The sequence below is a fragment of the Corynebacterium uropygiale genome, from assembly GCF_021568315.1.
Lineage (GTDB): Bacteria > Actinomycetota > Actinomycetes > Mycobacteriales > Mycobacteriaceae > Corynebacterium > Corynebacterium uropygiale.
This window is the reverse complement of the sequence record NZ_JAKGSI010000003.1, coordinates 200,276-226,435: the sequence shown is the minus strand read 5'-3', so window position 1 is coordinate 226,435 and position 26,160 is coordinate 200,276. Positions and strand designations below refer to the sequence as shown.

Annotated in this window: 23 protein-coding genes; 14 read left to right on the top strand and 9 right to left on the bottom strand. The window is 65.5% G+C overall.

The features are described from left to right. Positions 1–121: 121 nt before the first annotated feature. The 3 genes from putP (at position 122) to L1O03_RS06975 (ending at position 2,989) form a co-directional block, all read left to right on the top strand. Positions 122–1,654 carry a sodium/proline symporter PutP gene (gene putP / locus L1O03_RS06985; protein WP_236118766.1) on the top strand — a complete coding sequence of 511 codons (1,533 nt, stop codon included), beginning with the start codon at positions 122–124 and terminating at the stop codon, positions 1,652–1,654. A gap of 117 nt (positions 1,655–1,771) precedes the next feature. Continuing rightward, positions 1,772–2,446, top strand: a complete 675-nt coding sequence (locus tag L1O03_RS06980; protein WP_236118764.1) for an HNH endonuclease family protein — start codon at positions 1,772–1,774, stop codon at positions 2,444–2,446. 51 nt (positions 2,447–2,497) lie between these two features. Beyond that, a complete protein-coding gene (locus tag L1O03_RS06975; RefSeq protein ID WP_236118762.1) occupies positions 2,498–2,989 on the top strand; it encodes a DUF2269 family protein in 492 nt (163 codons plus the stop codon). 96 nt (positions 2,990–3,085) lie between these two features. Here L1O03_RS06975 and L1O03_RS06970 read toward each other — a convergent pair whose 3' ends face one another. Beyond that, entirely contained in the window at positions 3,086–5,110 is a 2,025-nt protein-coding gene (locus tag L1O03_RS06970) for a DEAD/DEAH box helicase (protein WP_236118760.1), read from the bottom strand. 127 nt (positions 5,111–5,237) lie between these two features. On the opposite strand from L1O03_RS06970, the gene L1O03_RS06965 reads away from it, so the two are divergent. Then, a complete protein-coding gene (locus L1O03_RS06965) occupies positions 5,238–6,632 on the top strand; it encodes an amino acid permease (RefSeq protein WP_236118754.1) in 1,395 nt (464 codons plus the stop codon). Here L1O03_RS06965 and L1O03_RS06960 read toward each other — a convergent pair. After that, entirely contained in the window at positions 6,614–7,861 is a 1,248-nt protein-coding gene (locus L1O03_RS06960) for an MFS transporter (RefSeq protein ID WP_236118752.1), read from the bottom strand. The genes L1O03_RS06965 and L1O03_RS06960 overlap by 19 nt on opposite strands. Positions 7,862–7,960: 99 nt before the next feature. On the opposite strand from L1O03_RS06960, the gene L1O03_RS06955 reads away from it, so the two are divergent. Further along, positions 7,961–8,452, top strand: coding sequence for a hypothetical protein (locus L1O03_RS06955; RefSeq protein ID WP_236118750.1), 492 nt, complete (start codon positions 7,961–7,963; stop codon positions 8,450–8,452). 30 nt (positions 8,453–8,482) lie between these two features. Here the strand turns inward: L1O03_RS06955 and L1O03_RS06950 are convergent, their stop codons facing one another. Beyond that, entirely contained in the window at positions 8,483–9,070 is a 588-nt protein-coding gene (locus tag L1O03_RS06950) for a hypothetical protein (protein WP_236118749.1), read from the bottom strand. A gap of 138 nt (positions 9,071–9,208) precedes the next feature. Here L1O03_RS06950 and L1O03_RS06945 point away from each other — a divergent pair, with 138 nt between their 5' ends. The 3 genes from L1O03_RS06945 (at position 9,209) to L1O03_RS06935 (ending at position 14,790) form a co-directional block, all read left to right on the top strand. Beyond that, complete coding sequence (locus L1O03_RS06945) at positions 9,209–10,024, top strand: shikimate 5-dehydrogenase (protein ID WP_236118748.1); 816 nt, start codon at positions 9,209–9,211, stop codon at positions 10,022–10,024. Positions 10,025–10,074: 50 nt separating this feature from the next. Continuing rightward, positions 10,075–10,905: a hypothetical protein gene (locus L1O03_RS06940; protein ID WP_268914210.1), complete on the top strand. Its 831-nt coding sequence runs from the start codon at positions 10,075–10,077 to the stop codon at positions 10,903–10,905. Between the two features lie 147 nt (positions 10,906–11,052). Further along, a complete protein-coding gene (locus tag L1O03_RS06935; protein WP_236118746.1) occupies positions 11,053–14,790 on the top strand; it encodes a multifunctional oxoglutarate decarboxylase/oxoglutarate dehydrogenase thiamine pyrophosphate-binding subunit/dihydrolipoyllysine-residue succinyltransferase subunit in 3,738 nt (1,245 codons plus the stop codon). 129 nt (positions 14,791–14,919) lie between these two features. Here L1O03_RS06935 and L1O03_RS06930 read toward each other — a convergent pair whose 3' ends face one another. Further along, on the bottom strand, positions 14,920–15,645 hold the full coding sequence (locus tag L1O03_RS06930) for a glycine betaine ABC transporter substrate-binding protein (RefSeq protein WP_236118745.1): 726 nt from the start codon (positions 15,643–15,645) through the stop codon (positions 14,920–14,922). Continuing rightward, the gene (locus L1O03_RS06925) at positions 15,642–16,196 is read right to left on the bottom strand and encodes a YflT domain-containing protein (protein ID WP_236118744.1); all 555 of its coding nucleotides are present in this window, start codon (positions 16,194–16,196) and stop codon (positions 15,642–15,644) included. Before L1O03_RS06925 ends, L1O03_RS06930 begins: the two co-directional genes overlap by 4 nt. 280 nt (positions 16,197–16,476) lie before the next feature. On the opposite strand from L1O03_RS06925, the gene L1O03_RS06920 reads away from it, so the two are divergent. From L1O03_RS06920 to L1O03_RS06910, 3 genes are read left to right on the top strand one after another with little or no spacing between them, the layout of a single operon-like run. Then, a complete protein-coding gene (locus tag L1O03_RS06920) occupies positions 16,477–17,781 on the top strand; it encodes a magnesium transporter MgtE N-terminal domain-containing protein (protein WP_236118743.1) in 1,305 nt (434 codons plus the stop codon). A 12-nt stretch (positions 17,782–17,793) separates the two neighbouring features. Next, a complete protein-coding gene (locus L1O03_RS06915; RefSeq protein WP_236118742.1) occupies positions 17,794–18,354 on the top strand; it encodes a DUF1003 domain-containing protein in 561 nt (186 codons plus the stop codon). A gap of 11 nt (positions 18,355–18,365) precedes the next feature. Continuing rightward, the gene (locus L1O03_RS06910; protein ID WP_236118741.1) at positions 18,366–19,499 is read left to right on the top strand and encodes an Mrp/NBP35 family ATP-binding protein; all 1,134 of its coding nucleotides are present in this window, start codon (positions 18,366–18,368) and stop codon (positions 19,497–19,499) included. Positions 19,500–19,562: 63 nt separating this feature from the next. Here L1O03_RS06910 and L1O03_RS06905 read toward each other — a convergent pair whose 3' ends face one another. From L1O03_RS06905 to sigE, 3 genes are all read right to left on the bottom strand, one after another. Further along, the gene (locus L1O03_RS06905) at positions 19,563–20,042 is read right to left on the bottom strand and encodes a twin-arginine translocase TatA/TatE family subunit (RefSeq protein WP_236118740.1); all 480 of its coding nucleotides are present in this window, start codon (positions 20,040–20,042) and stop codon (positions 19,563–19,565) included. Positions 20,043–20,051: 9 nt separating this feature from the next. Then, a complete protein-coding gene (locus L1O03_RS11560; RefSeq protein ID WP_338026136.1) occupies positions 20,052–20,408 on the bottom strand; it encodes an anti-sigma factor family protein in 357 nt (118 codons plus the stop codon). A 102-nt stretch (positions 20,409–20,510) separates the two neighbouring features. After that, positions 20,511–21,146 carry an RNA polymerase sigma factor SigE gene (gene sigE, locus L1O03_RS06895; RefSeq protein ID WP_236118739.1) on the bottom strand — a complete coding sequence of 212 codons (636 nt, stop codon included), beginning with the start codon at positions 21,144–21,146 and terminating at the stop codon, positions 20,511–20,513. Between the two features lie 101 nt (positions 21,147–21,247). Between sigE and L1O03_RS06890 the strand changes: the two genes are divergently transcribed. Beyond that, positions 21,248–21,904, top strand: coding sequence for an O-methyltransferase (locus L1O03_RS06890; RefSeq protein ID WP_236118738.1), 657 nt, complete (start codon positions 21,248–21,250; stop codon positions 21,902–21,904). A gap of 72 nt (positions 21,905–21,976) precedes the next feature. Here the strand turns inward: L1O03_RS06890 and glgC are convergent, their stop codons facing one another. Beyond that, positions 21,977–23,209 carry a glucose-1-phosphate adenylyltransferase gene (glgC, locus tag L1O03_RS06885; protein ID WP_236118737.1) on the bottom strand — a complete coding sequence of 411 codons (1,233 nt, stop codon included), beginning with the start codon at positions 23,207–23,209 and terminating at the stop codon, positions 21,977–21,979. 38 nt (positions 23,210–23,247) lie between these two features. Between glgC and glgA the strand changes: the two genes are divergently transcribed. Further along, positions 23,248–24,486 carry a glycogen synthase gene (gene glgA, locus L1O03_RS06880; RefSeq protein WP_338026140.1) on the top strand — a complete coding sequence of 413 codons (1,239 nt, stop codon included), beginning with the start codon at positions 23,248–23,250 and terminating at the stop codon, positions 24,484–24,486. A gap of 117 nt (positions 24,487–24,603) precedes the next feature. Beyond that, positions 24,604–26,127: a GH32 C-terminal domain-containing protein gene (locus L1O03_RS06875; protein ID WP_236118731.1), complete on the top strand. Its 1,524-nt coding sequence runs from the start codon at positions 24,604–24,606 to the stop codon at positions 26,125–26,127. The last annotated feature ends 33 nt before the right edge of the window (positions 26,128–26,160 follow it).

Genomic DNA, 26,160 nt, shown 5'->3' with positions numbered 1-26,160 from the left:
CGGGGGTGAAACTTTCCGCGGCCATGTGATGTGCCTGACAAGCTGTTAGGCTCGCACGGTCAGCCTTGTGCCCTCGCGGGATGCGTCGGGCACGGGGGCCTCCCCTCATGGAAGGACACCGATGACTGAACAAAACTGGTTTGTCATAGCCATCGTGATCTACATGGCTGCCATGCTGGCCATTGGGTACTGGAGCTATAAACAGACCGATAAGTACGACGACTATGTGCTCGGCGGGCGGGGCCTGCCGCCCTTCGCGGCCGCGCTCTCCGCCGGCGCCTCGGACATGTCCGGCTGGCTGCTCATGGGCCTTCCCGGCGCGCTGTTCGTATCGGGATTCTCGGAGCTGTGGATGGCCGTCGGGCTCCTCGTCGGTTCGTGGTGCGCATGGAAGTGGGTGGCCCCGCGGCTTCGCGCCTACTCGGAGGTCTCCTCCGACTCCATCACGCTGCCGAGCTTCTTCGAAAACAGGTTGAAGGACCGCTCGCGGGCGCTGCGCGTCTGCGCCGCGATCATCATCATCCTGTTCTTCACGTTCTATGTCTCCTCCGGGATGGTCTCGGGCGGCCGCTACTTCGAGGCCACCTTCGGCGGGGATTACCTCACGGGCATGCTCATCGTCGCAGCGGTGACCGTCGCGTACACCTTCGTGGGCGGCTTCCTCGCTGTCTCGTATACGGACGTGGTGCAGGGCCTCATCATGTTTGCCTCGCTCATCATCGTGCCGGTCATGGCGCTCGTGTCTCTCGATAATCCCTCGGATATCTTCAGCTGGGCCACCAGCCATGACTACGGTCCGTACACCGACGGCACCGGGAACCCGCAGTACTTCAACCTGGTGGCGGGCGTCTCCGCGGCGACGATCATCGGGAATCTCGCCTGGGGGCTCGGCTACCTGGGGCAGCCGCATGTCGTGGTCCGCTACATGGCGCTGCGCTCGCCGCAGGAGGCGAAGGCCGGCCGCCGCTACGGGATCGGCTGGATGGGCCTGTCGATGATCGGTGCGGTCTTCGTCGCGCTCGTCGGCACTACCTTCTTCTCCCAGAATGCCGACTACTCGGTCACGGACCGGGAGGCCTTCGAGACGATCTTCCTCGACATGGGCCGCATCCTCTTCCACCCGCTCATCGCGGGCCTCGTGCTCACGGCGGTCCTCGCGGCGATCATGTCGACGATGTCCTCGCAGCTCCTCGTCGTGTCCTCCTCTCTTATCGAGGACCTCTTCACCATCGCGAAGAAGAATCTGCCGGCCGAGCACATCATGATCAACCTCTCCCGCACGGCAGTGGTGATCATCGCGGTGATCGCCGGACTGATGGCGGTGAATCCGCAGGACTCCATCCTCGGACTCGTGAGCTTCGCCTGGGCGGGCTTTGGCTGCGCCTTCGGCCCGCTCATGCTGGGCTGCCTCTACTGGCGACGGCTGACGAGCGCCGGCGCTCTTGCCAGCATGGTGACCGGGACGGTCGTCGTGCTTGTCTGGGGGCTCACGGGGCTCTCCGACATCATCTATGAGATGGTGCCGGGCTTCGTGTGCTCGAGCATCGTCCTCGTGGTGGTCTCCCTCCTGACCAAGCAGGACAACCCCGAGGTCGAGCGCGAGTTCGACGAGGCCAGCCGCCTCGCCGCCAAGGTCGCCAAGGCCGCAAGCTAGGGATCCCGCCCGGGCCGGCTGCGCACAAGCCAGCCCGCGGGAACCCTCCCCGCATCGGCGCTGTCTGTTCGAGACATGCGCCGATACTTTTTTCTCCTCCTCGTAGCAGCAAGTTGCGTGATTCTCGCCCTCACCGTGCTCCCCGCGCTCCATGGCCCCTCGCACCGGCTGCTCGCCAGCCCGCCACTTGCCGACACCCTCCCTCATCTGCGCATTCTCCCCCAGCGCTCCCGCGTCCTGGGCTATGAGCGCGAGGCCTTCGGCGAGGGCTGGCAGTCTACCCTCCGCCCGGGAGACACCGAGCCCTGCACCACCCGGCAGCACCTCCTTCTCGACGCCGCCCGCGCCACCCCGCTCTCCCCTTCCACTGACTCGCCGCGCAGCGAAGGCTGCCACCTGATCGCCGGCACCATCCTCGACCCCTATTCGGGGAAGGACCTGGTCATTCGTGCCGACGGTGGGCCGTCGGCACTTCGCCCCCGAGATATCGACATCGACCACATCTTCCCTCTCTCGGCGGCCTGGGACCTCGGCGCCTTCGCGTGGAGCAGGGAGCGGAGGGTGGCCTTCGCCAATGACCCGGCGAACCTGGTACCCACCCTCAAGGCGTGGAATCGGGAGAAGTCCGATGCTCTCCCCTCCGAATGGCTCCCGCCTGATCCGAGGGTGCGCTGCGACTACTCCCGGCGCGTCGCCGCACTGGCCCTGCGCTGGGACTTGGCGCTCACCGAACCTGACCTCTCCACCATGCGGAGGCAATGCTGGCTGTCCGAATGGCTGCCCACCGCCTAGGATCGATGACGGACTTCACCCATGTCTACCCGTATGAAGGACACTATCTGCATGCATACACTGCTGTTAGCACTCCATATCCTGTGCGCCATCCTCTTCCTGGGACCTGTCACCGTTGCGGTTTCCGGCTTCGGGGCGCAGGCGTGGAAAGCCCAAGAAGGATCGGACCTCGCCCGCGGCACTGCCCGCATCTTCCATAAGATCACGGCCACCTATGGCGTCCTCTCGGTCCTCGTTCCTGCGATCGGCGTGGCGCTCATGTTCACCGATCCCGGCCTCTACTGGAAGCAGGGCCGCTTCCACGCCTCCATCGTGCTGTCGGTCATCGCGTGGATCCTGCTCATTGTTGTCATCATCCCGCGTCAGAAGAGGATGCTGGGGGCGCTGCGCCTTCTCGACGAAGGCGAGCAGGAAGAAGCGGAGGCCGATGGCGAAGCCACCGTCACGGACTGGGCTTCCGCGAAGAAGCAGCTCTCCATAATGGGCGGTATCTTCTGCCTCCTCTGGGTCATCATCGCGATCCTCATGTTCACCAACTTCTAGGGCATCGAGGGCGCAGCCCAAAAAACAACGCCGCAGGGTCTCTTCCCTGCGGCGTCATTCTTTATCTCGTTTTATCTCGTTGAACTCGTGCTGGGGCTAGTCGCGCCAGTTGTCGTCTCGCCAGTTCCGGCGGCGGCCATTCCTGTCATTCCGGTCATTGCGGTCGCGGTAGCCGCGGCGATCATTGCGGTCGAAGCGCTCCCGACGACCTCGCTGATCGCCCCGGTCGCGGCGGTCGCGGTCTCCGCCCTGCCCGCGATAGCCATCCCGACGGCCACCGCGGCGGTCAAACTGCCGGCGCGGCGGGCGCCCGGTGTCCGGGGCAATATTGATGAGCTGCCCCGAGATCCGGGTCTCCTTGAGCCGATCGAAGAAGTCGGCCGGCAGGTCCTTCGGCAGCTCGACGAGGCTGTGATCAGCGCCGATAGTGATGCGCCCGAAGTCCTTGGAGTTGAGCCCGCCTTCGTTCGCGATGGCGCCCACGATCGCCCCGGGGCGCACCCGCTGGCGTCGGCCCACATCGAGACGATAGGTATCCATAGAGCCGGAGCGGCCCCCGTGCCGACGATCCCCGCGGTCCCGGCGATCGCGCCGGTCGCCGTCGCCATCGCGGCGGAAGCCACGCTCGCGCCGCTTCTCCGGCGGCGGCTCCTTCATGAGGAACTCATCACCCGCCTGGGCCTGGGTGGCCAGGGCAGCGGCGACATCCTCCAGCGGAACGTCATGCTCCTCGGCGTACTGCTTGACGAGGCTCCGGAAGAGGTCAAGCTGCGTATCTTCGAGAGATTCCGTGATGGAGTCCGCGAACTTCGCCTTCCGGGTCGCGTTGACTTCGTCGACGGTCGGCAGGTCCATTTCTTCCAGCCGCGCATTCGTGGCCCGCTCGATCGAACGGAGCATGCGGCGCTCGCGCGGAGTGACGAAGAGGATGGCCTCACCGCTGCGCCCCGCGCGGCCGGTGCGGCCGATGCGGTGGACGTAGCTCTCGGTGTCGTGCGGGATGTCGTAGTTGAGGACGTGGCTGATGCGCTCGACATCGAGCCCTCGGGCGGCGACGTCCGTCGCGACGAGGATATCCAGCCGCCCGTCTTTGAGCTGGTCGACGGTCCGCTCGCGCTGCGCCTGCGGGATGTCGCCGTTGATAGCGGCGGCGTTGAAGCCGCGGGCGCGGAGCTTCTCGGCCAGCTCCTCGGTCTCGAACTTCGTCCGCACGAAGATGATCATCGCCTCAAACTCGGTGACCTCGAGGATGCGGGTCAAGGCGTCGAGCTTGTTGCGGTGCGCGGTGTGCAGGTAGCGCTGCGTGATGTTCGTGTTCGTGCGCGTCTCCGAGCGCACGGAGATTTCCTCCGGATTGCGGAGGTACTGCTGGGAGATCCGACGGATGCTCGCGGGCATCGTCGCGGAGAAGAGCGCCACTTGCTTCTCCTCGGGGGTGTCGGCGAGGATGCGCTCGACGTCCTCCTGGAAGCCCATCTGCAGCATCTCATCGGCCTCATCGAGGACGAGGAAACGCAGGCGAGAGATGTCGAGGGATCCCTTCTCCAGGTGGTCGATGACCCGACCCGGCGTTCCCACGATGATCTGCGCCCCGCGGCGAAGGCCGGACAGCTGGATGCCATAGGCCTGGCCGCCGTAGATCGGCAGGATGTGGATGTCGCCGAGGTGATCGGCAAAGGATTGGAAGGAGTCCGCCACCTGGAGGGCAAGCTCGCGGGTGGGCGCGAGGATGAGCGCCTGGGGGCTGCGCTCCTCCTTCTCGATCCGGGCGAGGATGGGCAGCGCAAAGGCCGCCGTCTTTCCCGTTCCGGTCTGCGCCAAACCCACGACGTCCACCCCCCGCATGAGGAGCGGGATGGTCTCCGACTGGATCGGGGATGGGGATTCAAAACCAACGCGCTGAACGGCGCTCAGCACATCGTCGGGAAGCCCCAGGCCGTCGAAGCCTTCGGGGGCATCGTCCGTGGTCGTGTCGTTCTGTTCGGGGGAGTCGGACTCGGACGGTGTCGCTTCCCCGGTGACCAGCCCTTGGGCTTCACCCAGCGATGTGTCCTGAGATTCCGATGGATTCTTGATTTCCGGCTGTTCGAGGCCGCCGGCAGCGTGATCGGTTATGCTCATTGCTCGCTCAGATTACGCTACGTCCTGGAAAAACTCCATTCCGCGGGCCACTGAACTGCGCGAAAACGCTCAGGGTAATCTAAGGAAACGCGCTCACTTTCCGATCGAAGGATGAGAGGACTTCCCTGTGTCTCGCACCCCGCAGCCGTCATCGACGACGCCCACCTCCCGCCCCCGAGGCCTCAAAGCACGCCATATTCATTTCATCGCGTTGGGCTCCGCGATTGGCACCGGATTGTTCTACGGTTCGGCGGGCGCCATTCAGGCGGCCGGCCCGGCGGTCCTGCTCGTCTATCTGCTCGGCGGCGCGGTGGTCTATTTCCTTCTCCGCGCGCTGGGTGAGATGGCGGTTCGCCACCCGGTCGCGGGCTCTTTTGCGGAATATACCCGCGCGTATTTGGGCGATTGGGCCGGCTATATCACGGGCTGGATGTACGCATTCGAGATGATCATTGTCTGCCTCGCGGATCTCACGGCCATCGCCATTTATATGAAATTCTGGTTCCCGGACACACCCCAATGGATCTGGGTGGCTGTCACACTCCTTGTGGTGGGTGCGGCTAATCTCGCCAGCGTGCGCTGGTTCGGTGAGCTCGAATTCGCCTTCACCATTATCAAGGTCAGCGCGGTCATCGCGATGATCCTCGCTGGTGCAGCGATCCTCGTCTTTGGGGTGGGAAGCACCCCCTCCCACCACGTCGGCCTCTCCAACCTCTGGTCCGATGGCGGCTTCGTACCGAACGGCGTGCCGGGGATTATTTCCGCCTTCATTCTTGTTCTTTTCGCCTTCGGCGGGACGGAAATCATTGGCGTCGCGGGGGCGGAGGCCGACCACCCCGAGCGCGATATTCCCGCCTCGGTCAATACCGTTCCGCTGCGCATTCTGCTCTTCTACGTCGGGGCTATCCTCGTGATCCTGGCTCTCAACCCGTGGAGATCCATTACCGGCGAGGAATCCCCCTTCGTCCAGATTTTCTCCGCACTCGGTGTGCACTGGGCGGCGGCACTCCTCAATATCGTGGTGATTACTGCAGCGCTCTCCGCGATTAATTCCGATCTTTTCGGCGCCGGCCGCGTCATCACCGGCATGGCGGCGAAGAAACTCGCGCCCGCCGCATTCAGCCGGGTGAGCGCTCAGGGCGTGCCCATCGTGACGACTGTTGCCCTCATCATCGTGCTCATCGTGGGTGTGATTCTCAACGCCATCCTGCCGGAAGAGATTTTCACGATTATTGCGGCGCTTGCCACCTTCGCGACCATCTTCGTGTGGCTCATGATCCTCCTCGCCCACGTGGCTTTCCGCCGTTCCCTCAACGCGGAGCAGAAGAAGAGCTTGCAATTCCCCGTCCCCTTCTGGCCAGTGGGCCAGTACTTCGCCATCGCCTTCATCATCTTCACGTTCGGCATCATGGTCTGGCAGGCGGAGTATCACTCGGCCCTCGCGGTGGGCGTGGTCTTCACCATCCTCATGTCCGTCCTCTACGCCCTTCGCGCGCGCCGAGCTCAGTCCGCCGCCAATTGAGTGGGCTTGGCTGTCTGCAGGGTTTCCCTCCCCTTCAGCCACACGAGGATGGCCACCAGCCCGATCACGCCACAGCTCATGAAGCCTGCCTCAAAACCCCACCGGCTGGCGATCATCCCGACGAGGATGGGCCCCAGAATCGCCCCGCAGTCCTGGGCCATCTGGAAATTCGCCAGGGCTTTCCCGCCCGAGCGCTCCCTCCCGATGACATCCCCCACCACCGCCTGCTGGGCAGGGTTGAGGCACCCCGCTCCCAGGCCTGCCGCCGCGGACAGACCCAGGAGCAGCGGGACAGTCGTCGCGAACCCAATGCTCGCGCTAAACACCGTGTTGACGGCAAGCCCAACGAGGATGAGCGGCTTCCTCCCCCAGCGATCCGCGAGCGCACCCGAGAATTGCAGGGCGATGGCGCTGCCTACCGCATAGGCTGCGAGCGCGATCCCCGCGATGGATCCACTGTGGTGGAAAATCGTCGCGGCGAAGAGTGGCAGCGCCGCGACGCGCACCCCAAAGTTTGACCACCCATTGGCAAAAGCGCCGACGAGGGCGCTGCGATACGCACTGTCGCGAATGGCGGTCCGGAATGTCAGCGGCGGAAGGCTGGATTCCGACTCCTTCCGTCGCGCCCCAATCCCCGCCGGCATCCGCCACCAGACGACGAACGCGGCGAGCGCCACCATGCTCCCGTAGATCGCGAAGGGGGCGCGCATTCCCAGCATCGCGAGCGCCGCCCCCAGCACCGGGCCAATGATATTCCCCATAAGGAAGGCCGAGGCATAGAGGGAGGAGCACCGGCCCCGAATGCTCGGCGGGGCCATCGAGATGACCAGGCCCATCGCGGAGACGGTGAACATCGTTGAACCAATGCCGCCAATGCCCCGGAGCAGCAGAATGTGCCAGTACTGCGTGGCAAGGGAGACGAGGCCCGTCGTCACCGCCACCGTGAGCAAGCCGGTGAGGTACACCTTCCTCGAGCCGAGCGTATCCACGAGCTTCCCCGAGGCGGGAGCGAAGAGCAGTCTCGACGCCGCAAAGATGGACACCACCGCGCCGGCGGCCGCCATGCTCACGTCGAAGCTGGAGGCGAACTGCGGAATGATCGGCGCAATGAGCCCATAGCCCAGCGCGATGAGAAAGGCCGCGGCCACAAGCACCCAGATCCCCGCCGGAATCCGTGGCCGCGCCTCCTTATTCTTTTCCTTCGAGAGAGGAGATGAGATCTTTTTCATTGCCCTACCAGGCTACACGCGAGAACTATTCGAACATATATTCGACTTCGGGCGTTGGTGCGCGATCCCATGTCCGGCCCTGCCCCTAGTGTTCCGGACATGAAGAACATTCACGCCAGCGCCATTTCCCCCATCCACCCGGCCCGTCTCGCGGAGCAGATCCGCGCGCACGCTACCGACGAGCTTCACCGGCTCCACGCGATCATGCGCCACCCGCGCTCCCTGGCCCGGCCGCTCCCCTCGTGGCGGCCGCCGCGCATCAGGCTGCCCCTTCGCCCCTATCCCGAACTCACCGCCACGCTCACGCGCTACCGCGTGGGCCCACGCACCCGGGCGCTCGTGAGCGGCGGCGATGATCTGCGCATCCCCGCCTATCTCATCTCTCTTCGTTTCAGCCGCGCGGACGGCGGGACCGTCCGCCCCCAGCTCAGCGAGGCTTGGGTGCGCGGCATGGTGGGAGAGCACCGGGCAGATACCGTCCACGTCCTCGACGAGGACCACGCCCCCACCTATTGCTGGCTCGTGGACTCGGAGTTCCGCCCGCTCCGCTCCCCTGCCTCCCTTTTCGAGGGAGTCGCGGAGGCCGCCTAAGCCCGCGGGCTCAACTCGCGGGCGCGGGCTCTACTCCACCGGGTTGAGCTCCTCCTCCCACTCCTCGGCGCGCTCGGCTGCGAGCGCCAGGACGTCGAAGAGCCGGTCCACGTCGCGGAAGGTACCGAGTGTGAGGATCTCCTCCTCTGTTTCCTCGTCCTCCGGATCCCCGTAGGCCACCATGCTCACGGTAGCCAGGAGAGCCCCATCCTCCGTACTCAGCTGCACGTGAAGTTCGGAGTTCTCTGCCACATCGGCCACGGCGAGGTCCGGCATGGTCCCGTCCTGAAGGAACTCGAGGTCCCCCAGGCGCTCGTCGGTCCCCTCGAAGAGGTCGTGGAGCACGGTGACGAGCTGATCCGTCGCAACGTGGTTGGCAATCTCCTCGAGGGCATCCTCCACGCTGAAGACGACGGCGACGAGGGTGTCCTCCCCGTCCTCCTCGTCGAGGTCAGAGGAGCTCGAAATGTACACATTGGCCGCGGGAAGGAGCGGGTCAATCTCTACAAGATGAATCTCAATGCCCGAGGCGATGGGCACCAGCATCGTGGTCCCATGCACCCGAGACTCCAGGCCTTCCTTATCCAAAGTTGCTGATAGATCTTCCAGAAAGCTCATCGGGTGTCGAGTCCCTTTCTCACTCACCGTGAACAATGAACCGCCGGGCCGACGGTTCTCCCCAGAATAGCGAGCGTCCTGCGACTGCGCCTGAAGGCCGACTAAGAAATTCCGCCACCATGCTCTACGGTGGAGGGTATGACTCCGCACATTGATCGCGATACGTCTCTGTGTATCTCTCTGGCGGAACGCCCCTCCAACCACGGCGTCCGTTTCCACAATTGGCTCTACAACGAGCTAGGCCTCAACTACATCTACAAGGCCATCGCCCCGGAGGACATCACCGCCGCTATCGCCGGCATCCGCGGGCTCGGGATCCGCGGAGCAGGGGTGTCCATGCCCTATAAGCAAGAGGTCATCCCCCTCATCGACGAGCTCGACCCCTCCGCCGCGCGGATCAACGCCGTCAACACCATCGTCAACAACGACGGCGAGCTGACGGGCTACAACACGGACCTCCTCGCCGTCTCCTCCCTCCTGAAGAGCCACGCCGTCTCCCCGGATCTCTCCGTCGCCGTCCGCGGCTCGGGCGGGATGGCCCACGCCGTTGTCGCAGCGCTGGCCGAGCACGGGCTTCGCGGCACGGTTGTCGCGCGCAACCACGTGACGGGAACCTCCCTCGCCAAGGCTCATGAGTGGGAGTACTCGACGCTCGTGCCCGAAGGCACCCAGTTCCTGGTCAACGTCACGCCGCTCGGAATGTACGGCCCCGACGAGGATGTCCAAGCCTTCAGCGACGAGGAGATTGCGGCCGCGCAGATCGTCATGGACGCCGTCGCGTATCCCGTCGAGACCCCTCTCATCCGAGCTGCCCGCGCAGCGGGCACGGAGACGATCACCGGCCAGGAGATCATCGCGCTCCAGGCGGCCGAGCAATTCGTGCTGTACACGGGGGTCCGGCCCAGCGAGGAGGACATTCGCCGGGCCGAGGACTACGCCTCTGCGGAGCACTAAGCTAAAATTTTCACGAAGTTTTATATCTCCTGGAAGGAACCCACGTGGGGCTGATCGACACCCTCAAGAACACTCTCGTGAAGCGCTCGGCGCAGACGCCGGACTCCGTCACCGACGGCGTCGGCTCCGACCCGGCGGCCCTGGAAAAGAACGCCGGGAAGGCCGGAAAGGTCCTCATTTCGGTGCTCGACCGTGCCGCGGCCATGCAGTCCGGCGCCATCACCCGCTACGTCGACTTCCTGCGCTCCCGCCACCCGGAGGCCAGCCCGGCGGAGATCCAGCAGATGATCGACACGCACTTCCTCCGCATCGTGAGCGGATCCGGCGGCACGGTGGGGGCGGCCTCCGCCCTCCCGGGCGTCGGCTTCATCGCCGGCGCCGCAGCGATCAGCGCAGAATCCCTTCTGTTCCTCGACGCCGCTGCCTTCTACACGATGGCCTCGGCGAAGATCCGCGGCGTGGATATCAGCGACTCCGAGCGCCGACGCGGGCTCATCCTCCTGGCCCTGCTCGGTTCGCAGGGCACCGCCATCGTGGACACCATGATCGGCGACACGGCCGGTTTCGCGGGCCTGCCCTCGGCGGCCTCCCTGGCCCGGCTGTCCACCTCGAGGCTGCAGACCGTCAACAACCGTCTCCTCAGCACCGCCCTCAAGCAAGCGAAGAAGCGGATCAAGATGGCATGGCTCGGCAAGCTCATGCCGCTGGGGATCGGCGCGGCCATCGGACTCATCACCAACCGGAAACTGGCGAAGAAGTTCATCTCCAATGCACGGGAATCCCTGGGGGTGCTCCCCTCCCGTTTCGACACCGCCGCGCCCTCGAAAGACGAGGTCAATGAGCCTGAGCTCGAGTCCGTCGAGAAGGCCCTGGAGAACTAAGTTGACGGAAACTGCACACACGGGGGTGGCGCGAGCCCCTCGACGTGTCAACTATTCCTCCTACCGCGTACTCTGTACGAGGTAGAGACATTTGTCACCTTTGTGACCACACAAAACCCAACTACAGAAGTGAGGCGAGCAACTGCTGTGAGCAGCGCGAGTACTTTCGGCCAGAATCAGTGGCTGGTGGATATTATGTACCAGCAGTTCCAAGATGATCCTTCATCGGTGGACCCGGAATGGCGGGAACTCTTTGACAAGGGAGGCCACGTCGACGCCTCCGCCGCCTCTCACTCCGCCTCCTCGGAGGAGTCTGCCCCGGCAACGAAGGGCGACTCTGCCGGGCTGGGCGTCTCCAAGAAGGAGGAGAAGCCCGCCAAGGTTGCGGAGAAGGCCCGCCAGGCGGCCCCCACCCCGCAGCAGGCGGAAAAGGCCCGCAAGGAGGCCGCGCAGAAGAAGCGCGAGCAGTCCCCGCTGAGCAAGGTGAAGGAGCAGCCCGCCGCTGGTTCGAAGCCGCTCAAGGGAATGTTCAAGGCCATCGCGAAGAACATGGACGAGTCCATCGAGGTGCCCACCGCGACCTCCGTCCGCGACATGCCGGCCCGCCTCATGTTCGAGAACCGCGCAATGGTCAACGACCAGCTCAAGCGCACCCGCGGCGGCAAGATCTCCTTTACGCACATTATTGGATACGCGCTGGTCAAGGCCGTCATGGCGCACCCGGATATGAACCTGCGCTATGAGGTCGTCGACGGCAAGCCCACCGTCGTCACCCCCGAGCACATTAACCTCGGTCTCGCGATTGATCTCCCGCAGAAGGATGGCACCCGCGCGCTCGTCGTCGCCGCCATCAAGGAGTGCGAGAAGAAGAACTTCGCGGAGTTCGTCGAGGCCTATGAGGACATCGTTGCCCGCTCGCGCACGGGCAAGCTCACCCTCGAGGACTACCAGGGTGTCACCATTTCCCTGACGAACCCGGGCGGCATTGGCACCCGCCATTCCGTCCCCCGCCTCACCAAGGGGCAGGGCACCATCATCGGTGTCGGTTCCATGGACTACCCGGCCGAGTTCGCGGGTGCGTCGGCGGACCGCCTGGCTGAGCTGGGCGTCGGTAAGCTCGTCACCATCACCTCCACCTATGATCACCGCATCATCCAGGGTGCGGAGTCCGGTGACTTCCTCCGCACGATGAGCCAGCTCCTCATCGACGACGCCTTCTGGGATGACATCTTCGAGTGCATGCACATCCCCTACACCCCGATGCGCTGGGCCCAGGATCTGCCCAACACGGGTGTGGACAAGAACACCCGCGTCATGCAGCTCATCGAGGCCTACCGTTCCCGCGGCCACCTCATCGCGGACACGAACCCGCTCAACTGGCACCAGCCGGGCATGCCGGTCCCGGACCACCGCGACCTGGACATCGCCACCCACGGCCTCACCCTGTGGGACCTCGACCGCACCTTCAACGTCGGTGGCTTCTGCGACAAGGAGACCATGACGCTGCGCGAGGTGCTCAGCCGCCTCCGCTCCGCCTACACCCTCAAGGTGGGCTCCGAGTACAACCACATCCTCGACCGCGATGAGCGCCTCTGGCTGCAGGATCGCCTCGAGGCCGGGATGCCCAAGCCCACCAACGCGGAGCAGAAGTACATCCTCCAGAAGCTCAACGCCGCGGAGGCCTTCGAGAACTTCCTCCAGACCAAGTACGTCGGTCAGAAGCGCTTCTCCCTCGAGGGTGCCGAAGCCCTCATCCCGCTCATGGACTCGGCCATCGACACCGCGGCCGGGCAGGGACTCGACGAGGTCGTCATCGGCATGCCGCACCGCGGCCGCCTCAACGTCCTCTTCAACATCGTCGGCAAGCCGCTGGCCACGATCTTCAACGAGTTCGAGGGCCACATGGAGCAGGGCCAGGCCGGGGGCTCCGGTGACGTGAAGTACCACCTCGGCTCCGAGGGCCGCCACATCCAGATGTTTGGCGACGGCGAAATCAAGGTCACCCTCACCGCCAACCCCTCCCACCTCGAGGCTGTGGACCCGGTCATGGAGGGTCTGGCCCGCGCCCGCCAGGACATCCTGGACAAGGGCGAGGACGGATACACCGTCATGCCGCTCATGCTCCACGGTGATGCTTCCTTCGCCGGCCTCGGCGTGGTCCAGGAAACCCTCAACCTGGCTCAGCTGCGCGGCTACACCGTGGGCGGCACCGTGCACATCGTCGTCAACAACCAGATCGGCTTCACGACGACCCCCGACTCCGGCCGCTCCAGCCACTACGCCACCGACCTGGCGAAGGCCTACGGCTGCCCCGTCTTCCACGTCAACGGCGACGACCCCGAGGCCGTCGTCTGGGTGGGCCAGCTCGCGACGGAGTACCGCCGCCGCTTCGGCAAAGACGTCTTCATCGACCTCGTGTGCTACCGCCGCCGCGGCCACAACGAGGCCGACGACCCGTCGATGACCCAGCCGAAGATGTACGAGCTCATCAACAACCGCTCCTCCGTGCGTGCGCACTACACCGAGGACCTCATCGGACGCGGCGACCTCTCCAGCGAGGACGCCGAGAAGGCCGCCCGCGACTTCCACGACCAGATGGAGAGCGTCTTCAACGAGGTCAAGGAAGCGGAGAAGAAGGGCCCGCAGGAGCAAAAGGGCATCACCTCCTCCCAGGATCTGCCGCACGGCCTGAAGACGAACATCACCCGCGAGGAGCTCGTCGAGATCGGCCAGGCGTACTCCAACCTCCCCGAGGGCTTCGAGTTCCACAACCGCGTCAAGCCGGTTGCGAAGAAGCGCCTCGAGGCCGTGAAGAACGGCGGCATCGACTGGGGCTGGGGCGAGCTCATCGCCTTCGGCTCTCTGGCGAACACCGGCAAGCTCGTCCGCCTGGCTGGCGAGGACTCCCGCCGCGGTACCTTCACGCAGCGCCACGCCGTCGTCTACAACCCGAAGAACGGCGAGGAATACAACGCCCTCCACGAGCTCGCCCAGAGCAAGGGCGAGGGCAAGTTCCTCGTCTACAACTCCGCGCTCACCGAGTACGCGGGCATGGGCTTCGAGTACGGCTACTCCATCGGTAACCCCGAGGCCGTCGTGGCCTGGGAGGCCCAGTTCGGTGACTTCGCCAATGGTGGCCAGACCATCATCGACGAGTACGTCTCCTCCGGAGAGGCCAAGTGGGGGCAGCTGTCCTCCCTCATCCTCCTCCTGCCGCACGGCTACGAGGGCCAGGGGCCGGACCACTCCTCCGCCCGCATCGAGCGTTTCCTCCAGCTCTGCGCCGAGGGCTCCATGACCGTGGCCCAGCCCTCCACCCCGGCGAACCACTTCCACCTCCTGCGCCGCCACGCCCTCGGTGGCCTGCGCCGGCCGCTCGTCGTCTTCACCCCGAAGTCGATGCTGCGCAACAAGGCCGCCGTGTCCTCCATCGAGGACTTCACCGAGGTCACCCGCTTCCAGTCGGTCATTAACGACCCGCGCCTGGTCTCCCGTGACCTCGAGGAGATCGGCGACGTGAAGAAGGTCAAGAAGATCATGCTGTGCTCCGGCAAGATCTACTATGACCTCGAGAAGCGCCGCCAGAAGGACGGCCGCGAGGACGTCGCGATCATCCGCATCGAGATGCTCCACCCGATCCCCTTCAACCGTCTCCAGGAGGCCTTCGCCTTCTACCCGAACGCGGAGGAAATCCTCTTCGTCCAGGACGAGCCGGCCAACCAGGGTCCGTGGCCCTTCTACAACGAGCACCTGCCGAACCTCATCCCGGACATGCTGCCCATGCGCCGCGTGTCCCGGCGTTCCCAGTCCTCCACGGCAACGGGTATCGCCAAGGTTCACCAGGCCGAGCAAGCCCAGCTGCTCGACGAGGCATTCGGCGACTAATCGCCTCCTCTCAGCGCCTCACGGCGCGCACAGAGAACGGCCCCTCCCACCACACGGTGAGAGGGGGCGTCCCCTATCGTGAGCACACCACGCGCGAAGGGGCACGATGCCCACTCGCTACCCGGCGCGCTAGATGTCCGTCTTCTCGTCCTGCGTCTTGATCTGGCCCTCGGCGCCGCCTCCGCCGCCCAGGCTGTGCGTCGCGAGGAAGTGGCTCACCGCCTCAGAGATGGAGGCGTTGTCTTTGGCTTCCTGCATGATTTCCTCGAGGTCTTTCGTCGTGAGAGTGCGGTTCACCGTGTTGAGGGCCTCGTAGGCGTAGCGGCTCACGGCCTCCTTGCGATACACCGGGACGATGTTCTGCGGCAGCTTCCCCTGCGCGGTGTTCATGCACCCCTGCGCGGTCGAGGGATCCGTCATGTCATAGGATCCCGGCATCGTCGCGACGAGGGTCTTATACACCGTGTCCTGGAAGTCCTGCCCCTCCTGGGCCCCCTCGGCCTGCTCTTGCTTGGCCGTCAGGGACTTCGCCGCCGAGGCATCCATCTGCTCCAGCAGAGTGCCGGTGCACCCCACCGCTATGTCCGCGTGCCCATTCCGCAGGAGCTCCAGCGGCGAGCTGCCCCCGTTCGTGTCCACCTGCATCGTGGCGGGCACGCCCTCGGCGTTGAGCGCCTGCTGGAGGAGCTCGCCCAGCACCATCTGCTCCATCGAGTTCACGCTCACACCGACCACCAGCGCCTGGTTCGGCTTCTCCTGGGCTTCGGGCCCCGGTTCAGCGGAGGCACAGCCCCCCAGCGCGAGGGCCCCCACCACGCTGAGAGCCCCCAGAGTTCGCGACGACGTCAGCCTCATGCATCCTCCCCGTCGTTCTCCGCGGGCCGAGGCGCCCGGGTGTCCGGGGCGGGCTGCCCGGCGATCCCGCTCTCCGCAATCATGTCCCGGGCCTGGCGGGCGAGGGAGGGCGTGCAGATGACGTCGTAGCGGCCGGCCACGATCGTCGAGGAGGAGGTGAAGTCCCGGCGCCCGCGCGTCGCCGCATAGGGAACCGCGACCATGATCATCCCGAAGATGACGCCCATGATGATCCCGGTGATGAGCGGCATGAGCCACCCCTGACCGAAGATTCCCATGAGCAGGCCAAAGAAAACGCCCAGCCAGGCGCCCGAACCGGCGCCGCTGGCCAGCACCTTGCCCCAGGTGAGGCGGCCGGTGACGTTCTCCACCTCGATGAGGTCCACGCCGACAATGGTGAGCTCCGCGACCGGGAACTCGCGGTCCGAGAGCATATCCACTGCAGCCTGGGCCTGCTCATAGGTGCTGAAGCTCCCCACAGGCCATCCGGTCGGGCGCCGGCGCTCGCGAAGGGAAGCGCTGGCGCGCCGCTGGGGATCCTGGTGAACCATGGTGAATCGTCTCCTCTGCGCGTCCGGGTGCGATACTGCCACTCTATTATGAACGCCCCGGGGCTCCTCATCGTTCCTCGGTGTTCCACGGTTCACACTCACAAGCCCCCACCAGGCCGCACATTCTTCGACACTATCTCTGGTGATAAAAAGAATATGAAGCGCCTTCGCCAGCGGGCAGGTGCACACCCGCACCGGGAAGAATCGGGGCCGGATTCCGGTTCTGGACTCAGGTCCCTTTCAGTGCGTTGTCCAGGAATTTGAGTGTAAGGGTGGAGATATGAGTCTCATTGATCGCGTGTACGCCGGCCGGCTCCGAGGCATGGAAGTCCACACGCCTGACGGGGAAGCTCTTGGCCGGGTCCGCGATGTGGTGACCGGCCTTCGCCCCCAGGGCCACACGTCTCGGGCGCTCGGGCTCGTCGTCGAGCTCAATACCAAGCGAAGGATCTTCCTCCCGATGCTGCGGATCGCCAGCATCGAGCCCGGCGACATCACCCTCACCACCGGCTCTGTCTCCCTGCGCACTTTTGTGCCCCGCGCCGGGGAGGCCACGATCCTCGGGGACATCATCGGGACGAAGATCCATACCGACGACCCCGACTCCCCCGAGCTCCACGATCGCCCCCTCGAAATCGCCGACGTCGAACTCGAGCGCACCCGTACCCGTGACTGGGTCATCAGCCGCGTTGCCGTGTTCACCACCCGCCCGAGCTTCGGCCGCACGCCCTCGCTCTCCACGGTGCCGTTCCGATTCGTCCATGGCATCGCGCCGGACTTCAGCGAGGCCTCCGCGGCGACCGTCGAGATGATCGCCGGATTCGATGACCTCCGCCCTGCCGACGTCGCGAACATCCTCGCTGACCTGCCCCGCCGCACGCGGGAGCAGATTGCGCGAGAGCTCAACGATGAGCGCCTCGCCGACGTCCTCCAGGAGCTCCCCGAGGATGAGCAGACGGAGGTCCTCGAGTCCCTCGGTATTGAGCGCGCCGCCGACGTCCTCGAGGAGATGGACCCGGACGATGCCGCCGACCTCCTCGGCGAGCTCCCCGCCACCCGGGCCGAGGTGCTCCTCGGCCTCATGGACCCGGAGGAGTCCGCCCCCGTCCGGCGCCTCATGAGCTTCTCCCCCGACACCGTGGGCGCCCTCATGACCCCGGAGCCGCTCATTCTCACTCCGCAGACCACGGTCGCTGAGGCCCTTGCCCTCGCCCGCGATCCCGACCTGCCCACCTCGCTGTCCTCCATGGTGTTCGTGGTGCGTCCGCCGACGGCCACCCCGACCGGCCGCTACCTCGGCTGCGTCCACCTTCAGCGGCTGCTCCGCGAGCCGCCGGCCTCGCTGGTGGCCGGGGTTCTCGACCCGGATCTCCCACCGCTCTACGCCACGGACACCCAGGAGACCGCGGCCCGCTACTTCGCGACGTACAACCTCGTATGCGGGCCGGTCGTCGACGAGGACCGGCATCTCCTCGGCGCGGTCGCCGTCGATGACCTCCTCGACCACCTCCTCCCCGAGGACTGGCGCGAGGACGATTGGCGCCTCAACCCCACCACCACCCCGACTACCCCGACGACCTCCTAGGAAGGGCCCCTCATGGCACAGTCGCACGAACTGGATACCCCCGTCGCCACCACGCGGCGCCGGCTCTTCACCATTGATGACAACGTCGTCGGCGAGGCGGCGGAGAACGTCGCCCGGTTCTTCGGCACCGGCCGCTACCTCATGTGGCAGACGGTGATCGTCGTCGCGTGGATCGCGCTCAACGTGGGCGGGTTCTGGTGGAACTGGGATCGCTTCCCGTTCATCCTGCTCAACCTCGCGTTCTCGACTCAGGCGGCCTACGCGGCGCCGCTTATCCTCCTCGCCCAAAACCGTCAGGAGGATCGGGACAAGTTGGCCATCCAGCAGGACCGCCACCGGGCGGAGCAGACGAAGGCGGACACGGAGTTCCTCGCCCGGGAGCTCGCCGGCGTGCGCCTCGCGATTGGAGACATGGTCTCTCGCGATTATCTCCGCCACGAGCTGGAGGATCTCCACAGCGTCCTCGACCGCATCGAGGCACGCCTCGACGACGTCTCCGCCGATCAGCAGGAAACCCACGAGCACCTCAGCGAGCCCACCCAAGGTGACCTCATCGAGGACGAGCCTCGCTAGAATAAGAAACGATGTCTACACTGAGCGAATCCCAAGTCAGAGAAGCACTCTCCCGGGTTGTCGACCCGGAGATTGGCCGCCCCATCACCGAATTAGGGATGGTGAAATCCGTCTCGGTGAACGGCGCTGACGTCGACGTCGAGCTCTACCTCACCATCGCCGGCTGCCCCCTCAAGAACACGCTGCAGCAGAATGCCCGCGCTGCCGTCGAGGAGCTCGACGGCGTGCGAAACGTCACCGTGACGATGGACGTCATGAGCGACGAGCAGCGCCGCGAGCTGCGCAATCACCTCCGCGGCGGGCAGGCCGAGCCCACCATCCCCTTCGCCGAGCCCTCGAGCACCACCCGCGTCTTTGCCATCGCATCGGGCAAGGGCGGCGTGGGCAAGTCCTCCGTGACGGTGAACCTCGCGACCGCTCTCGCGCAGAAGGGTTTGCGCGTCGGGATCATTGACGCCGATATTTATGGCCACTCCATCCCGCACATGATGGGCTCGGAGGATCGCCCCACCCAGGTGGATGACATGATCATGCCGCCCATCGCGCACGGCGTGAAGATGATCTCCATCGGGCATTTCATTGAGGGCAATGCCCCGGTCGTCTGGCGTGGCCCCATGCTTCACCGGGCGATCCAGCAGTTCCTCGTCGATGTGTTCTGGGGTGACCTGGACGTCCTCCTCCTCGACCTGCCTCCCGGCACCGGCGACGTCGCCATCTCCGTGGCGCAGCTCATCCCCAACGCGGAGCTCATCATCGTCACTACGCCTCAGGCCGCGGCCGCCGAGGTCGCCGAGCGTGCGGGCAGCATCGCGCAGCAGACCCGCCAGCGGATTGCCGGCGTCATCGAGAACATGGGCGCCATGGTCATGCCCGATGGCAGCACAATGGACATCTTCGGCTCCGGCGGCGGCGAGACCGTGGCCACGCGCCTCACCCAGATCACCGGCGCCGAGACCCCACTCCTGGGCAGCATCCCCCTGGACCCAGCACTGCGCATCCACGGCGATCACGGCACTCCCGTCGCCATCTCCGAGCCCGAGTCCCCCTCCGGCAAGGCCTTCACCGCGATCGCCGATTCCCTCCGCATCCGCAGCAGCGAGGACTCCCTCGTCGGTCGTTCCCTTAACCTCGGGGTGCAGCGCTAACAACGCTCCCCGCAGCGCGTTGATCTGCACTGTGGGGAGCTCAGTGTTCTCGACGACGCCCAGCTAGGTCACATCATCCCAGGAGAATCCTCCCGAGGGGGCTGCCGGCCCAGGCCCGTCGTGCCGCTGCGTGGGCGGGGTCTCCCTATCCCGCTGCGGCCGGGGCTCCTGCCCTCGGAGATCCTGCTGGTGGGCCTGCCTCCGGTAGGCCTCGCCCGCTGTGTCCCCCTTCATGATCTTTCTGGGGTCAAAGGAGTCGAGGAAGTCCTCATCATCATCGAAGAGGGCGCGGGTGATGGCCGCCTTGGGCCCCATCCGCTGGATACGGGCAATCTGGCTGAGCGGCTGGCGAAATTCCTCTAAGTCCGCCCCGAGGTCGCTGAACTCACCATTGAGTTCTGCCTTGGCGTTGTTGATGGCCTTGCGCGCCGCATAGAGCGCCGCCTGGACGTCCTTGATGACTCCAGGCAGCCGCTCGGGCCCAATGATGATGAGACCCAGCAGCAGGATGCAGATGATTTCCGGCCAGCCGATTCCGAACACGGTTCTACCCTAATGGCCTCTCATCCCGCTGACTCGTTGAGGGTCGCGGCTCAGCCAGGACACATCTCCGTGCAGCGCCTGATCGATGCGCTCGCGCCACCCCGGCTTGCAATGCGGGGTGTCCTCAGCTTCCGGCCCCGGGTGGCAATCAACAGCAATGCCCTGGAGGCGGGCGAGGAGGTCCTCCGGCATCGGGACGTCGTCGCCCCTGCAGGAGCGAACCCGCGCCGCGGTCATGCGGTGCCGATCCACTTCATTGCGGCACTCCTCGCATTCGCACAGATGGTGATGGGCGCGGCGCCGGGCGGTCGGGCCCATTTCGCCGTCGACATACGCGGCAATGGCCTCCGGGCCCAAATGCTCCACTGACGCGAATTCCCTCTGCCTGTGCTGCGAGTGCACCATCACCATCACCACCTTCCCCGGTGAGTACGCCAAAAATACGGGCCCAAGGATACCCGAGGTGAGCTAGCTCGTGGGGAGAAGACGGCGGACGTCACTGTCCACCGCTGCCTGAGACTCCAGGTAGGAGCGGATTTGGCTCCGTCCCCGGTGGATGCGGGAGCGCACCGTTCCCAGCTTCACACCGAGCGTCGACGCGATCTCATCGTAGGAGTAGCCCATGACGTCGCAGAGCACCACCGCGGCGCGGAAATCGGGGGCCAGCTGGTCCAGGGCATCCTGGAGCGTGGGATCGAGGTTCGTCGCGTCATATACCTGCTCTGGCGTGGCGCTCCGGCCGGGGATGCGCTCATTGTCCTCGGGCAGGGCCTCCATGCGGATCTTGTTGCGGTGGCGCACCATGTCGAGGAACAGGTTCGTCGTGATGCGGTGAATCCAGGCCTTGAAGGCACCCGGCCGGTACTTCTGGAGGGAGCGGAACACCCTCATGAAGGTTTCTTGGGTGAGGTCCTCCGCGTCGTGGGGATTCCCCGACAGGCGATAGGCGAGCCGATACACGCTCTCCGCGTGCTCCTCCACAAGCTCTGCCCAGCTGGGCATGTCCCCCTCCCCAGCATCAAAGGCTGCCGTCCCCCGAGCCGTCGAGTCCGGCCCCACCGGGCCATGATCGGTGAACTCCGCGGGAGGTGTGCTGTCAGCCATGGTTGTTATTGTGCACTGCCACCCCGTGACTTTTCTACCGCTACTCCTGAGAAGTTGCTGGCAATCTGGTCCTCGCGCCCGCGGGCCGTACACTAGGCACTGTGAGTGATACTGTTTTTGATGCCCTGAGCGCGTACATTGCGTCGTCAACCCCGGATGATCCCGCCCTCGCTGAAGCCTTGCACGGTGCGGAGGAATACGGGCTTGCTACCCCCGATGCCCCCACCGGCCAGCTGCTCGGCACCGTGGCGGCCCTCGGCGCCTCCCCCGCTGCGGAGCGCGGCGGCGGGGCGATCGCCATCACCCCGGCCTTGGGGCCCATCGCTCTCACCATCCTCCGCGGCCTCCCAGAGAAGGAAACGCTCACGTGCATTGACCCGGAGGTCGAGCACCACACCATGGCCCGCGAGGCCCTCTCCGCCGCCGGCTACCCCGCCAACCGAGCGCGCTTCCTCACCGCCCGCCCGCTCGACGTCATGAAGCGCCTCGCTGCCGGCAGCTATCACCTCATCGTTGCCGACGTCGCCGCCGATGATCTCCCCGCCGTCTACGCCTCCGCCTGGCATCTCCTCTCCCCGCGCGGGGTCCTCGTCCTCATGGATGCTCTTCTCGACGGCACCCTGGCCGATGACTCCCGCCGCGACCGCTCCACCCAGGCCGCACGCCAGCTCTGGGAGCAGGTGCAGGAGAATGAGGACGCCCTCGTCACCCGCCTGCCGCTCGGGGCGGGGCTCATGCTCATCACGAAGCTGCGTTAGCGCCGTACAGGATGAGGGGGAGCACCGCCAGGGTGCTCCCCCTCCGGAGGAAGGTCGTAGTCGGGGGCTTCCTTAGCTTTCGTGGGTCTTGACCACTTCGTTCTTTCCGATCACGACGACGCCGCCATCAGAGACCACGAAGCGCTCTTCATCACGCTGCCGATCCACGCCGATGATCTCCTCGGGGCCAATCACCACGTTCTTGTCGACGATGGCGTGGCGCACCACCGCGCCCTTGCCGATCCTCACGCCCGGCATGATGACCGAGCCCTCCACCGTCGCGCCCTCCGCGACGTGCACATCGGAGGAGAGGACCGAGTTGCGCACGGTCCCGCCGGAGATGATGCAGCCGGTCGCCACCATCGAGGACTGCGCGATGCCGCCCTGGACGAACTTGGCCGGGGGCAGGTTCATCGTGTCCGTCGAGTGGATGGGCCAGCGGTCGTTGTAGAGGTTGAAGACCGGGTGGACGCTGATGAGATCCATGTGCGCCTCGTAGAAGGCGTCGATGGTCCCGACGTCACGCCAGTAGGCGTGGTCGCGCTTGGTGGAGCCGGGGACGTCATTCTGCGTGAAGTCGTAGACGTGGGCGTCGTTGCGGGCGACGAAGGCCGGGATGATGTCCCCGCCCATGTCGTGCTTGGAATCCTCGTTGTCTTCATCGGCACGCAGGGCCTCGATGAGGGCTTCCGTGGTGAAGATGTAGTTCCCCATGGAGGCGTAGGTCATCGACGGGTCGTCCGGGGTGCCGGGCGGATCGGCGGGCTTCTCGAGGAACTCGGTGATCGTGCCGTCCTCGGTGCACTGGATGCAGCCGAAGGCGGTGGCCTCCTCCCGGGGCACGCGGATGCCGGCCACGGAGCAGGACTTGCCGGACTTGATGTGCTCCTCGAGCATCTGGCCGGGATCCATGCGGTAGACGTGATCGGCGCCGAAGACGATGACGAACTCCGGCTTCTCATCATCGATGAGGTTCATCGACTGCAGGATGGCGTCGGCGGACCCCGTGAACCAGCGCTTTCCGAGCCGCTGCTGAGCGGGGACGGACGCGATGTACTGGCTGATCGGGCCGGAGAGCTGCCAGGCTTGGGAAATGTGCCGGTCCAGCGAGTGCGACTTGTACTGAGTCAGGACGGCGATCTTGAGAAAACCAGCATTGACAAGGTTCGAGAGAACGAAGTCAATGAGTCGGTAGGTGCCGCCAAAAGGCACGGCTGGCTTGGCGCGGTCCGCGGTGAGTGGATACAACCGCTTCCCTTCGCCACCGGCGAGAACAATTGCTAGGACGTTGCGTTGACTCCTCACACCCACCAACTTATTAAAAAACCTCACTCCTCGCTGGAATAGTCGCCTTCGCCACGTTTGGTGGCCTCATGCAGGACCTGCCTCAGCTGATTAGGCTCGGTGGCATGAGAGTCGGAATGATGACCAGAGAGTACCCGCCAGAGGTCTACGGCGGAGCGGGGGTGCATGTCACGGAGCTCACGCGGTTCATGCGTGAGATCGTTGAGGTCGACGTCCACTGCATGGGCACACCGCGGGACGCCGAAGGGGTGTATGTGCACGGCGTCGACCCCGCCCTGAAGGACGCCAACCCCGCCATCAAGACACTGTCGACGGGCCTGCGCATGGCTGAGGCCGCAACCAACGTCGACGTCGTCCACTCCCACACGTGGTACGCCGGCCTCGGCGGCCACCTCGCCGCCCGGCTCCACGGCATTCCCCATGTCGCGACGGCACACTCCCTCGAACCCCACCGCCCCTGGAAGCGCGAGCAGCTCGGCGGGGGCTATGACATTTCTTCCTGGTCAGAGAAGAATGCCATGGAGTACGCGGACGGGGTCATCGCCGTCTCCGCGAAGATGAAGGAGGCCATCCTCGAGGCCTATCCGCGGATCGACGAGGACCGGGTCCACGTCGTCCTCAACGGCATCGACACCGAGCTGTGGCAACCGCGGCCGACCTTCGACGATGCCGAGAACTCCGTCCTCCGCGAGTTGGGCGTGGACCCCGACCGGCCCATCGTCGCCTTCGTCGGCCGCATCACCCACCAGAAGGGGGTGGAGCACCTGGTCAAGGCGGCCCACGACTTCGAGGAGGGCGTCCAGCTCGTGCTCTGCGCGGGCGCGCCGGACACCCCGGCCATCGCCGAGCGCATCAGCGCCCTGGTGCAGAAGCTCCAGGAGGAGCGCGAGGGCGTCTTCTGGGTTCAGGAGATGCTCGAGAAGCCGCGCATCCAGGAGATCCTCAGCGCCGCGGACGTCTTCGTCTGCCCCTCCATCTACGAGCCCCTCGGGATCGTCAACCTCGAGGCCATGGCGTGCTCCACTGCCGTCGTCGCCTCCGATGTGGGCGGCATTCCTGAGGTTGTTGTCGACGGAAGCACCGGCGCCCTGGTCCACTGGGACGAGAGCAACCAGGAGGCCTTCCAGCATGACCTCGCCAGTGCGGTGAACGCCATCGTCACCGATAAGGAGCTCGCCAAGAAACTCGGCAAGGCTGGGCTCACGCGAGCGAAGGAGAAATTCTCCTGGGAGACGATCGCCCAACAGACCGTGGACGTCTACCGCTCCCTCCTGTGATGATTTTCACCTCCGAACAGCGTCTCCTGCACTGTTCGGAGGTTGTCACTATCCTGGCACCCACGTGCCCTACTCCCCTGTGAACACCGCAGATTCTCAGCAAAGGACTTCGGCTTGATGACCTCTCCCTACCGCCCGGAATTGCATCTCACCTCCGAGATCGGGGTTCTCAACGCCCCGGCAGGCCTACTCCTCGACGGATCGACCTGGCACCTCTTCCACCAATTCCAGAAGACGGCGGAGGCACCCGCGCGGTGGGCGCACGTGGTGGCCGAGAACACCCCCTTTGACTGGGAGATCTGCAACGACGTCATCGCGCCGCGGGCCGGCGAGATCAAGGTGCGCGCCGGATCAGTGATCTCGCAGGGGGCCGGGGCAAGCCTGTACTTCACCTCCGTGACGGAGACGGGCACCACCGTGCAGCTCGCGCGGCTCAATGACCTCAACGCCAGCATCGCCGAGCTCGAGGAGGAGGCCTCCACCCTGGACCCGGGCGTCCACCGCGTGGGAACAGTCCTGGGGAACACGGCCGACTTCACCGACTTCCGCTCCCCCTGCGTGGTCCACGGCTGGGCGACCGAAGAGGACCGCTCCGGGGGCCACGAGGGCTGGCTCATGCTCGCTCTTACCGGCCCCGCCGAGAGCCCCACGATGGTCGTCCTCTCCTCCCCGGATGGGCAGGACTGGGGCGTCGTCGGCCCCCTCAGCTTTGAGGGTGACTCCGGGCTCCCCGAGGACAGCCCGATTGTGAGCCCGCGGATCATTCGTCTTCACGACGAGGTCGACGACGAAATCCGCGACGTCCTCCTGGTCACCGTGGAGGAGGGCGAGCGCGAGATGGCCGGCTACCTGGTCGGCGAGCTCCAGGGCTCGACGTTCCAGGTGACCTCGCCTTTCACCCGCCTGGACTATGGCCATGACTTCACCCGCCCGCGGAACACCAATGTCACCCCGGGCACCCTCGCCGAGCACGAGCGCTATGACCAGGCGGTGCTCGTGGGGTTGATGAATGGCTCGGGGCGCCGCGATGAGCCGGAGAAGCACCTCTCCTGGGATGCCGAGGGCTGGGTCAACTGCCTGAGTTTGCCGCGCATCGCAACGCTCCAGCAGGGCGTTCTCTACCAGACACCGACCTCGGGGATCATCGATGCCGTCGCTGAATCGGATGCGGCGTACGCGTGGACGGGAATTGGCGAGGTGAGCAGCGGCGGCGCGATCACCGTGGACATCCTCGACGCCGAGGGCTCACCCGCAGCCCGCGTCACGCACCGCGGCGATGCGGTGGAGCTTGATCGCTCGCTGAGCCCGCATCACCGCGAGGATCCTGTTGCCGTGGCTCCCCTGCTCGAGGCCGATACGGATGCACTGACGATCATCGTCGATGGCTCCACCGTGGAGGTCTTCGCCGACGGCGGCGTGGCGACGCTCTGCAGCCGCGTGTACATCGACGGCGGATGCTCCGGCTTCTCCGTGCACACCGAGGGCGAGGCCACCCTCCTCCGCTCCTATGAGCGCCAGTCCCGCGAGCGCTACTCGGGCATCTTCCCCGACACCGACGACGCCGACTTCTCCATCGACGACCTCTGGGCGGAAGACGAGAACGTCTGGGGCGACGACGAGGACGAGGGCCTGGTGCGGTAGTCGCCGCGCACTGGGCTAGGCCTTAAGAAAGAA